The organism is Mycobacterium sp. E2699, from assembly GCF_001666745.1.
Taxonomy (GTDB): Bacteria; Actinomycetota; Actinomycetes; order Mycobacteriales; family Mycobacteriaceae; genus Mycobacterium.
Genome location: NZ_LZJH01000149.1, coordinates 41,672 through 50,937, shown reverse-complemented (window position 1 = coordinate 50,937; position 9,266 = coordinate 41,672). Strand labels below are relative to the sequence as shown.

The following is a 9,266-nucleotide window of genomic DNA, read 5'->3' as shown; positions in this document are numbered from 1 at the left end:
ATGCACGCCCCGCTCGGCGTGCCGTCGGCGAACCCCCGCGCGGCATCGCGGTAGTCGGCGGGCCGGCGCATCCAATTCACCTCGGGCACGCCCAACCCGTGGGGATCCAGTCCGCTGGCGATCGTCACCAGCCGCGAAACCGCGCGGGCCACGACGCCGTCCGCGCTGCCGAACGGCCCGAGCGTCAGCAACTCGCCGTGTGCGACGGCGGCCACCACCGGCGCCGGAGCGCGGGTCCCGCCGGCCACCAGCCGTGCCAGCAGCGCCAGGCGGGTGCCCACCTCCGCGTCGGTTCGCGGGCGACCGAGCCGATCGTCGTCGGCCAGGTCGGCCGCCGCGAGCACGTGCAGGCGGGCCAGCGCCTGTAACGGCGCCCGTTGCCAGATCCCGATCAGGGGCCCACCCCCGCCTTCCAGCGCCTGGGCCACCCGCAGCGCCCCGCCGAACACCGGGTCACGGATCTGGCCGGCCTCAGCCAGGTCGTCCAGCCGGACCGGACCGCCGTCGAGCACCGACGACGCGCGCGCCGCCCGCAGCGCCGCCTCGGCCGCGGTCACCGGCCAGCGGCGCAGGTTGGCCGGATGGCGGTGTGCGCGCCCCAGCGCGTCGCGGGCCCGGTCGCTGGCCTCGGCGACGCCGGACAGCTCCATCAGCGAGGCCAGCGGGTCAGCGGTCACAACGTGCCAACCTATCGGGGCCCCGCCCAAGGCCTCAGGACGGGCGGGGAATCGCCTCCAACAACCGGCGCGTGTACTCGTGGCGCGGCCGGGTGAACAGCTCCTCGGTGGGGGCCCGCTCGACCACCCGGCCCGCGCGCATCACGAGGACATCGTCGGCGATCTGCCGGATCACCGCCAGGTCGTGGCTGATGAACAGGTAGGTCAGGCCCAGTTCGGATTGCAGCTCCGCCAGGAGGTCCAGTATCTGCGCCTGCACGAGCACGTCGAGCGCCGACACCGCCTCGTCGCACACCAGGACCTCGGGCCGCAGCGCCAGCGCCCGGGCGATGGCGACACGTTGCCGTTGGCCGCCCGAGAGTTCGCGGGGCAGCCGCGCCGACACAGACGATGGCAGAGCCACCTGGTCGAGGAGCTCGCGCACCGCCCGTTCGCGCTGCTTGCGGTCGCCCACCCGATGGATCCGCAACGGCTCCTCGACGGCACGAAACACCGAATACCTGGGATCCAAACTGCTGTAAGGGTTCTGGAACACCGGCTGTACCCGCCGGCGAAACGCCAAAGCCCTCTCGCGGCCCAGCTTGTCGTTGATGTCGGTCCCGTCGAACACCACGGTGCCCGAGGTGGGCGGCAACAGGCCCAGCACCATCCGCGCCAGCGTCGATTTGCCCGAGCCCGACTCCCCGGCGATTGCCAACGTGCTCGCCCGACGCACGCGGAACGACACGGCGTCGACCGCGCGAAATTCCGTGTGCCGCCACGGCGCCCCGCGTGACTCCCGGTAGACCTTGGTGAGCTCGGAGGCGGCCAGAAGATCGTCGGTGGGCCGAGTCGGGATGTGCGCCCGGGTCCGGGGAGTCAGCGACGGCGCGGCCGCCACCAGGCGCTGGGTGTATTCGTGGCGCGGCTCCCGTAGAATCGATTGCGCCGCAACGGTTTCCACCACCAGGCCCCGATGGACGACCACCACGGTCTCCGCCCGCTCAGCGGCCAACGCCAGGTCGTGGGTGATCAGCAGCAACGCGGTCCCGAGTTCCGCGGTAAGCCCCTGGAGGTGGTCCAGCACCCGCCGCTGGACCGTGACGTCAAGCGCCGACGTCGGCTCGTCGGCGATGAGCAGCTTCGGCCGTCCGGCCAAGCCGATCGCGATCAGCGCGCGTTGACACATGCCGCCGGAAAGCTGATGGGGATACTTGGCGGCCTGCCGCACGGGATCCGGCATGCCCGCCTCGGCGAGCAGCTCGAGCGCGCGCCGTCGCGCATCGCGACCAGAAGCGTTGGTCCGCAACGCTTCCCGGACCTGAAACCCCACCTTCCAGACCGGGTTGAGGTTGGTCATCGGATCCTGCGGGACGTAGCCGATGTCGCGGCCCCTGATCGACCGCAGCACCCGGCGGTCAGCAGCGGTGATGTCGAGCCCGTCGAAGACGATGCGACCGGCCGAGATTCGTCCGCCGGGTGGCAGCAGCCCGAGGATCGCGGCGGCCGTGGTGGATTTCCCGGACCCGGATTCGCCGACCACCGCGACGGTCTGACCGCGCCGCACCGTCAGATCCACGCCACACACCACGGCCCGATCCCCGAAACTGACCTCGAGGCCCTCGACCGACAGCAGCGGCTCGCCGGGATTCATGCGCGCCGCCCCCGCGAGGCCGGGTCCAACGCGTCACGCAGGGCGTCGCCCATCATCATGAAGGCGAGCACCGTAATGGCCAGCGCGCCGGCCGGATAGAACAGGATGGGCGAGCCCGACCGCAGGCGGCTCTGCGCCAGATTGATGTCGCCGCCCCAGGACACCACCGACGCCGGTAGGCCGACGCCAAGGTAGGACAGCGATGCCTCGGTGACGATGAACACGCCGAAGGCCAGGGTGCACACCGCGAAGACCGGACCCAGGGCGTTGGGCAGCACGTGCCGAATCAGCGTTTGAAAGTTGCTCATTCCCAACGCCTTCGCCGCAAGCACATAGTCGCCGGCCCGCGCCTCGAGCACCGCGCCGCGGGCGACCCTGGCCACCTGCGGCCAGCCGAACAAGGCCAGGATGACCACCACGGTCCACACCCTGCGGTGGTGCATGACGCCCATGATCACGATGGCCGCCAGCAGCAGGGGCAAGCCGAAGAACACGTCGGTGATGCGCGAGACGACGGCGTCGATCCAGCCCCCGTAGAAGCCGGCCAACGCGCCCAGGGCGCCGCCCACCGCGAACACCAGCAGGGTGGCGCCGAGACCGACGATGACCGAGGCCCGCGCCCCGTAAACCGTTCGCGCGTAGATGTCGTGGCCTTGCAGGTCGGTGCCGAACCAGTGCGCGGCCGACGGGGGCAGCAGGCTCTGGCCCGGATCGGCGTAGCCGGGATCGATGCCGGTGAACGACGCCGGGAACAGGGCGACGGCAACGATGAGCGCGATCAGCGCGGCGGCGACGATGAACTTCGGGCGCCGCCGCAGCCCGCGCCAGGTGTCGCGCCAGAAGCCGTGGCGATCGGGGCTGCGTTCAGCCATAGCGGATCCGGGGATCGAGGGCGGCGTACAGCAGGTCCACCGCCAGGTTGGTGATCAGGTAGATGACCACCAGCACCGTCACTATCGACACCACCGTCGGCGCCTCCTGCCGGGTGACGGCCTGATACAGGACGCCGCCGACGCCGTGGATGTTGAAGATGCCTTCCGTCACGATGGCCCCGCCCATCAGCGACCCGAGGTCGGCGCCGAGGAACGTCACCACGGGGATCAGCGAGTTCCGCAGGATGTGCACCGTCACGACCCGGCGCCGCGACAACCCCTTGGCGGTGGCGGTCCGGACATAGTCGGTGTGCGCGTTGGCGGCCACCGCGGACCGGGTCAACCGCACCACGTACGCGAACGACACCGCGCCCAAGACGATTCCGGGCAGCAGCAACCGCCCGAAGGTCGCCCGCTCGCCCACCGTGACGGGCGCGATTCCCAGCCGCACACCGAACACGAATTGCGCCACGAAGCCCAGGACGAATATCGGGATCGCGATGATGACTAGGCCGGCGATCAGCACCGTCGAATCGAAAACTCCGCCCTCGCGCAGGCCCGCGACCACCCCGAAGCCGATCCCGAACACCGTCTCCACCGCCACCGCGATCAGCGCCAGCCGCAGGGTCACCGGAAAGGCATGGGCCAGAACGGCACTGACCGCCAACCCGGAATAGGAGCGCCCCAAGTCGCCGCGCAGGATGCCGCCCAGGTAGCGCAGGTACTGCACAGCGAACGGATCGTCGAGGTGGTAGCGCGCGCGCAGCGCGGCCGCCACCGCGGGAGTGAGCGGCCGGTCCCCGGCCATCGCCGCCACCGGATCGCCGGGCAGCAGGAACACCATGCCGTAGATCAGCAGGGTGGCGCCGAGGAAGACCGGCACCATGACGGCGATCCGCCGCGCGATGTACCAGCCCATCTCAGGCCTTCACGATGTTCTCGTAGTCGGGCAGGCCGTTCCAGGTGACGTGCACGTCCCTGACCTCCGCCGACCAGCCCACCACGCCGATGTTGTCCCACAGGGGCACGACGGGCATGTCGTGGAACAGGATTCGCTGCGCGGCGTTGACCAGGTCGTCCGACTGCGCAATGGTCGGCGCGGCCTCGGCGGCCGCCAGCGCCGCGTCGAAGTCGGGGTTCGCGTAGCCGACGTCGTTGGAGCCCGCGCCGGTGGCGAACAGCGGGGCGAGGAATTCGATCATGGACGGATAGTCGCCCTGCCACGCGGCGCGGAACGCTGTCGCGATGGTGCGGTTGGTGATCTGGGTGCGAAAGCCGGCGAAGGTCGGCTGCGGCGCGCCGACGGCGTCGATTCCCAGCACGTTCTTGATGCTGTTGGCCACCGCGTCCACCCATTCCTGATTACCGGCGTCGGCGTTGTAGGCGATAGCGTACTGGCCGGCCCACCCCGAGATCGCGTTGGCTTGCGCCCAGAGTTGCCGCGCGCGATCGGGATCGAAGTTCAACACGTCGTTGCCCGGCAGGTTCGGGTCGAAGCCCGGCAACGACCGGGCGGTGAAATCACGCGACGGCGTGCGGGTGCCCAGGAAGATCCGCTGGCAGATCTGCTCGCGGTTGACGGCGGCCGACAGCGCAAGCCGGCGCAGGCGCCCTTCCTCGCCGCCGAAGTGCGGCAGCCGCAGCGGGGTGTCGAGGCTGTGCTTGACCGCCACCGGGCCGCTGGTCACGTTGTCACCGAGGTCGCGTTTGTAGACCGGCAGCGCGCTCGGCGGAAGCGTGTCCAGCACATCGAGATTCCCGGACAGGAGGTCGGCGTAGGCGGTGTCGAGGTTCGCGTAGAACTCGAACCGCAAGCCCTTGTTGCGCGGTGTCCGGTTGCCGTGGTAGCCGGGATTGGGCCGCAGGTCGATCTTGACGTTGTGCTCCCAGGCCGGCCCGTCGGGACCGCCCGCGAGCTGGTACGGGCCGTTGCCAAAAGGGTTGCGGCCGAAGGCGGCCATGTCGCGGAATGCGGCGTCCGGCAGCGGGTAGAACGCGCTGTGGCCCAGCCGCAACACGAAGTCGATTGTCGGCGCCGTCAGGCGCACGGTGAACTCGAGATCGTTGACCACCCGCAGCCCGGACATGGTGGTGCGCTTGGCATCACGCCCGGCCACTTCGTCGAACCCGTCGATCGGGCTGAAAAAGCTTTGCTGCAGTTGGGCATTGGAGCTCAGGGCGCCGTAGTTCCACGCGTCGACGAACGAGTGGGCCGTCACCGGCGAGCCATCGGTGAATTTCCAGCCGGGCTTGAGGACCACGCGATAGTTGACGTTGTCGGTGGTCTCGATCGACTGGGCCACCTCGTTTGCCGGGTGCCCCGCGGCGTCATAGGACACCAGGCCGGCGAAGAGCCGGTCGATGATCCGCCCGCCGTTGCTGTCGTTGGTGCTGGTGGGAACCAGCGGGTAGGGCGGTTCCCCGCCGTTGACCAGCACCAGATCGGGAGTCAGGACGCCGCCACCGCAGCCGCCCAGGGACCCGGCCGCCAGCATCCCGGCGGCGATCACGGCCAGCGCGGCCCGCATCCGACGCATGCCAGCGACCCTAGTGACGGTCGCAAGCGCGGCGCAGCCGGGCGCAGCGGGCCGTCACCAACAGACCTAGTGACGGTCGCAAGCGCGGCGCAGCCGGGCGCAGCGGGCCGTCACCAACAGACCTAGTGACGGTCGCAAGCGCGGCGCAGCCGGGCGCAGCGGGCCGTCACCAAACGACCTAAAGCCTCCGGCGCCGATGGCCGAACGTGGCGCTCGCCGTGACTAGGATTGCGCTGTGACAGCGCAGGACGTCGGCGTTCAGGTCGGGTATCTGGCGGCGATGTTCGTGATTATCGCGATCGGATTCGCCTGTCTGTTGATCGGGTCACGCTCACGCAGTCGAGCGGCCCCGGGACGGCCGCGCCAACCCTTGAAGTCGGGCAACACGCTGATCGTCACCGGTGCCGTGCTGCTGGCAGCGGGTGCACTGGGAATCGCCGGAATTCTGCTGCGACCACACTTCCGGAGCCCGTTCGACACCGACAAGTCCATCCGGGTGGGTGAGTGCGTCGACCAAACCGCCTTTCTCACAATGCGTTTCAGTTCCAATCCGGGAAACGACTGTGCCAACCGGGCCAACATCTACGAACTCGCCTTCAAAGGTGGTGGCGAGGCCTGCCCGGACGGCAAACGCGGTGACTCCGTTTACAGCCGGTACACCGATGGGGTCACGCTGCTGTGCTTCGCGCTCAACCTCAGGCAGGGTCAGTGTTACCAGCCGGCCAGCGGCGCCGGGAACCTGACAATGCGGCCCGGCGACTGCGGAGAGCCGCAGCCGTCGCAAACCATGGTTGTGCAGCGCATCGACGGCAGCACGGACACGACGCGCTGCCCGCCCGGCGATAAGACGATCGTCTATCCCTCGCCGGCCCGCGTCTACTGCCTGGCGCCGGCCGGTTCCTGACCGCGCGCCGTTCAGCCGGCCGTGACGGGGTGGACCTGCAGGCGGCAGGCGTCGATGGTGGCCGGCACGTTGAACACCTCGATGATGCCGGGCGGGCTGACTGCCAGGTCGGTGTAGGTGGGACATGCGTTGCCCTGGTCGTCGTAGCCCACGCCCTCCACGATGGCTTGCGCTGAAGTCGACAGCGAGAGGACGGCGCTGGGCGGCACGTCCACCCCGGCCGGCAGGCCGCCCATGTACCCGCGCGGAGTGGGCTGGGCATGGATCGCCGGGCCGCCGGCGCCGGAGTCGACGACCGGGTAACCGGTGAGCGTGCACGGGTCCGCTCCGCCGGCGAGCGTGAACATCAACGTCAGCCCGCGGTGGCCCGCGGCACCCTGGGTGGGGGATGCGCTGACGGCGACCTGTTCGGACCAGCACGGCGTCGGTTGGTCGACGCTGTCGGCCGGTTCGGCCCAGGCGAGTGGCCCAGCCGAGGCGGTGGCCACGTAACTCGTTGCGGCCACGGCGAAGCTGGGCACCCATCGGCGAAGCCGCCGCCCGTGCGGTCTCGGCACATCGGTGATTATGCGCCTTGGGGGCGCAATTGAACCCCGATTGGGGAACCGCTTTTCACCTCGAAGGTCTAGGCTCACTGACGGTTGACGCGCCTGAAACATTAGGAGGAAACCAGTGACCGCCACGCGCACCGAGGGCCCGCCGTATCCGTCGTCGTATCCGCCGCCGGCGGAGTTCGCCGAGCAGGCCAACGCCGGTGAGGAGCTGTACCGCGAGGCCGACCTGGATCGGCTGGCCTTCTGGGCCAAACAGGCCCGTCGCCTCTCGTGGTCGACGCCGTTCACCGAGATCCTGGACTGGTCGGAAGCGCCGTTCGCCAAGTGGTTCGCCGACGGCGAGCTCAACGTCGCCTACAACTGCGTTGACCGCCACGTGGAGGCGGGGCTCGGCGATCGGGTGGCGATCCACTGGGAGGGTGAACCGGGCGACAGTCGCAGCCTGACGTATTCCGATCTGCAGGCGGAGGTCTGCAGGGCGGCCAATGCGCTGACCGAGCTCGGGCTGGTCGCCGGCGACCGGGTCGCCATCTACATGCCGTTGATTCCGGAAGCCGTGATATCGATGCTCGCCTGCGCGCGCTTGGGCATCATGCACAGCGTCGTGTTCGCCGGATTCACCGCGAAGGCGCTGCGCGCCCGAATCGCCGACGCCGAGGCCAAGTTGCTCATCACCAGCGATGGGCAGTTCCGCCGGGGCAAGCCCTCACCGCTGAAGGAAGCGGCCGACGAGGCGGTCGCGCCCGGCCCCGACGGCCCCAGCTCCATCCAGCGCGTTCTGGTGGTGCGCCGCACGGGGATTGACGTGTCCTGGAACGACGAGCGAGACCTGTGGTGGCACGACGTCGTCGACGCCGCGTCGTCCGAGCACGTCCCGCAGCCGTTCGGCGCCGAGCAGCCGTTGTTCCTGCTGTACACCTCGGGCACCACCGGCAAGCCCAAGGGGATCGTGCACACCAGCGGGGGGTACCTGACCCAGTGTTCCTACACGCACTACTACGTCTTCGACATCAAACCCGAGACCGACGTGTTCTGGTGCACCGCCGACATCGGCTGGGTCACCGGACACAGCTACGGTGTCTACGGTCCCCTCTCGAACGGCGTCACCGAGGTCCTGTACGAGGGCACGCCCGACTCGCCCACCCAGCACCGGCATTTCGAGATCATCGAAAAGTACGGCGTGACAATCTATTACACCGCGCCCACCCTCGTCCGCACGTTCATGAAGTGGGGCCGCGAGATTCCCGACGCGCACGACCTGTCCAGCCTGCGGCTGCTGGGGACGGTCGGTGAACCGATCAACCCGGAGGCATGGCGCTGGTACCGCAACGTGATCGGCGCCGAGCGCCTCCCGATCGTCGACACCTGGTGGCAGACCGAGACGGGTGCCGCGATGATCTCCCCGCTGCCCGGCGTGGCCGCGGCCAAACCGGGTTCGGCGATGCGGCCGCTGCCGGGCATCTCGGCCAAGATCGTCGACGACCACGGCGATCAGATCCCGCCGGGCAACGACAAGGGCGAGCACGCCAGCGGCTACCTTGTCCTGGACCAGCCCTGGCCGTCGATGCTGCGCGGCATCTGGGGCGACCCGGAACGGTACGTCGAGACCTACTGGTCCCGGTTCGCCGAGCAGGGCTGGTACTTCGCCGGCGACAGCGCCTACTACGACTCCGACGGCGCCATCTGGGTGGTCGGCCGCATCGACGACGTGATGAACGTGTCGGGCCATCGCCTGTCGACCGCCGAGGTGGAGTCGGCGCTGGTCGGCCACGTCGCGGTGGCCGAGGCGGCCGTGGTCGGGATGACGGACGAGACCACCGGGCAGGCCATCTGCGCGTTCGTCGTCTTGTGCGCCGACTTCGAGGTGCACGACGGGATCGTCGACGAGTTGCGCGTCGAGGTGGCGCGGGAGATCTCGCCGATAGCCAAGCCACGGGAGGTCCACGTGGTGCCCGAGCTGCCGAAGACCCGCAGCGGCAAGATCATGCGCAGGCTGTTGCGCGACGTCGCCGAGAACCGGGAGTTGGGTGACACGTCGACGCTGTTGGATCCCGGAGTCTTCGACGCGATCAAGGCCGGAAAGTAGGGC

General features: G+C 69.4%; 8 protein-coding genes. 2 read left to right on the top strand and 6 right to left on the bottom strand.

The annotated features are described in order from the left end of the window. From A5696_RS26770 to A5696_RS26750, 5 genes are all read right to left on the bottom strand, one after another. The coding region (locus tag A5696_RS26770; protein ID WP_067884390.1) for an oxidoreductase at positions 1–677 on the bottom strand (677 nt) is incomplete at its 3' end. Positions 678–711: 34 nt separating this feature from the next. Continuing rightward, on the bottom strand, positions 712–2,310 hold the full coding sequence (locus A5696_RS26765) for an ABC transporter ATP-binding protein (RefSeq protein ID WP_067884387.1): 1,599 nt from the start codon (positions 2,308–2,310) through the stop codon (positions 712–714). Further along, complete coding sequence (locus A5696_RS26760) at positions 2,307–3,182, bottom strand: ABC transporter permease (protein ID WP_067884385.1); 876 nt, start codon at positions 3,180–3,182, stop codon at positions 2,307–2,309. The genes A5696_RS26765 and A5696_RS26760 overlap by 4 nt, the downstream gene beginning before the upstream one ends. Further along, on the bottom strand, positions 3,175–4,101 hold the full coding sequence (locus tag A5696_RS26755) for an ABC transporter permease (protein ID WP_067884383.1): 927 nt from the start codon (positions 4,099–4,101) through the stop codon (positions 3,175–3,177). The genes A5696_RS26760 and A5696_RS26755 overlap by 8 nt, the downstream gene beginning before the upstream one ends. A gap of 1 nt (position 4,102) precedes the next feature. Continuing rightward, positions 4,103–5,719 carry an ABC transporter substrate-binding protein gene (locus tag A5696_RS26750; RefSeq protein WP_067884379.1) on the bottom strand — a complete coding sequence of 539 codons (1,617 nt, stop codon included), beginning with the start codon at positions 5,717–5,719 and terminating at the stop codon, positions 4,103–4,105. 235 nt (positions 5,720–5,954) lie between these two features. Between A5696_RS26750 and A5696_RS26745 the strand changes: the two genes are divergently transcribed. Further along, the gene (locus A5696_RS26745) at positions 5,955–6,623 is read left to right on the top strand and encodes a hypothetical protein (RefSeq protein ID WP_067884377.1); all 669 of its coding nucleotides are present in this window, start codon (positions 5,955–5,957) and stop codon (positions 6,621–6,623) included. An 11-nt stretch (positions 6,624–6,634) separates the two neighbouring features. Here A5696_RS26745 and A5696_RS26740 read toward each other — a convergent pair whose 3' ends face one another. Next, the gene (locus A5696_RS26740; RefSeq protein WP_067884410.1) at positions 6,635–7,129 is read right to left on the bottom strand and encodes a DUF4232 domain-containing protein; all 495 of its coding nucleotides are present in this window, start codon (positions 7,127–7,129) and stop codon (positions 6,635–6,637) included. Positions 7,130–7,295: 166 nt separating this feature from the next. On the opposite strand from A5696_RS26740, the gene acs reads away from it, so the two are divergent. Next, the gene (gene acs, locus A5696_RS26735) at positions 7,296–9,263 is read left to right on the top strand and encodes an acetate--CoA ligase (RefSeq protein ID WP_067884374.1); all 1,968 of its coding nucleotides are present in this window, start codon (positions 7,296–7,298) and stop codon (positions 9,261–9,263) included. The last annotated feature ends 3 nt before the right edge of the window (positions 9,264–9,266 follow it).

Coding starts and splice junctions, on each gene's coding strand:
- A5696_RS26755 (WP_067884383.1), bottom strand. CDS start 4,101: ATGGGCTGGTACATCGCGCGGCGGATCGCCGTCATGGTGCCGGTCTTC.
- A5696_RS26765 (WP_067884387.1), bottom strand. CDS start 2,310: ATGAATCCCGGCGAGCCGCTGCTGTCGGTCGAGGGCCTCGAGGTCAGT.
- A5696_RS26760 (WP_067884385.1), bottom strand. CDS start 3,182: ATGGCTGAACGCAGCCCCGATCGCCACGGCTTCTGGCGCGACACCTGG.
- A5696_RS26750 (WP_067884379.1), bottom strand. CDS start 5,719: ATGCGTCGGATGCGGGCCGCGCTGGCCGTGATCGCCGCCGGGATGCTG.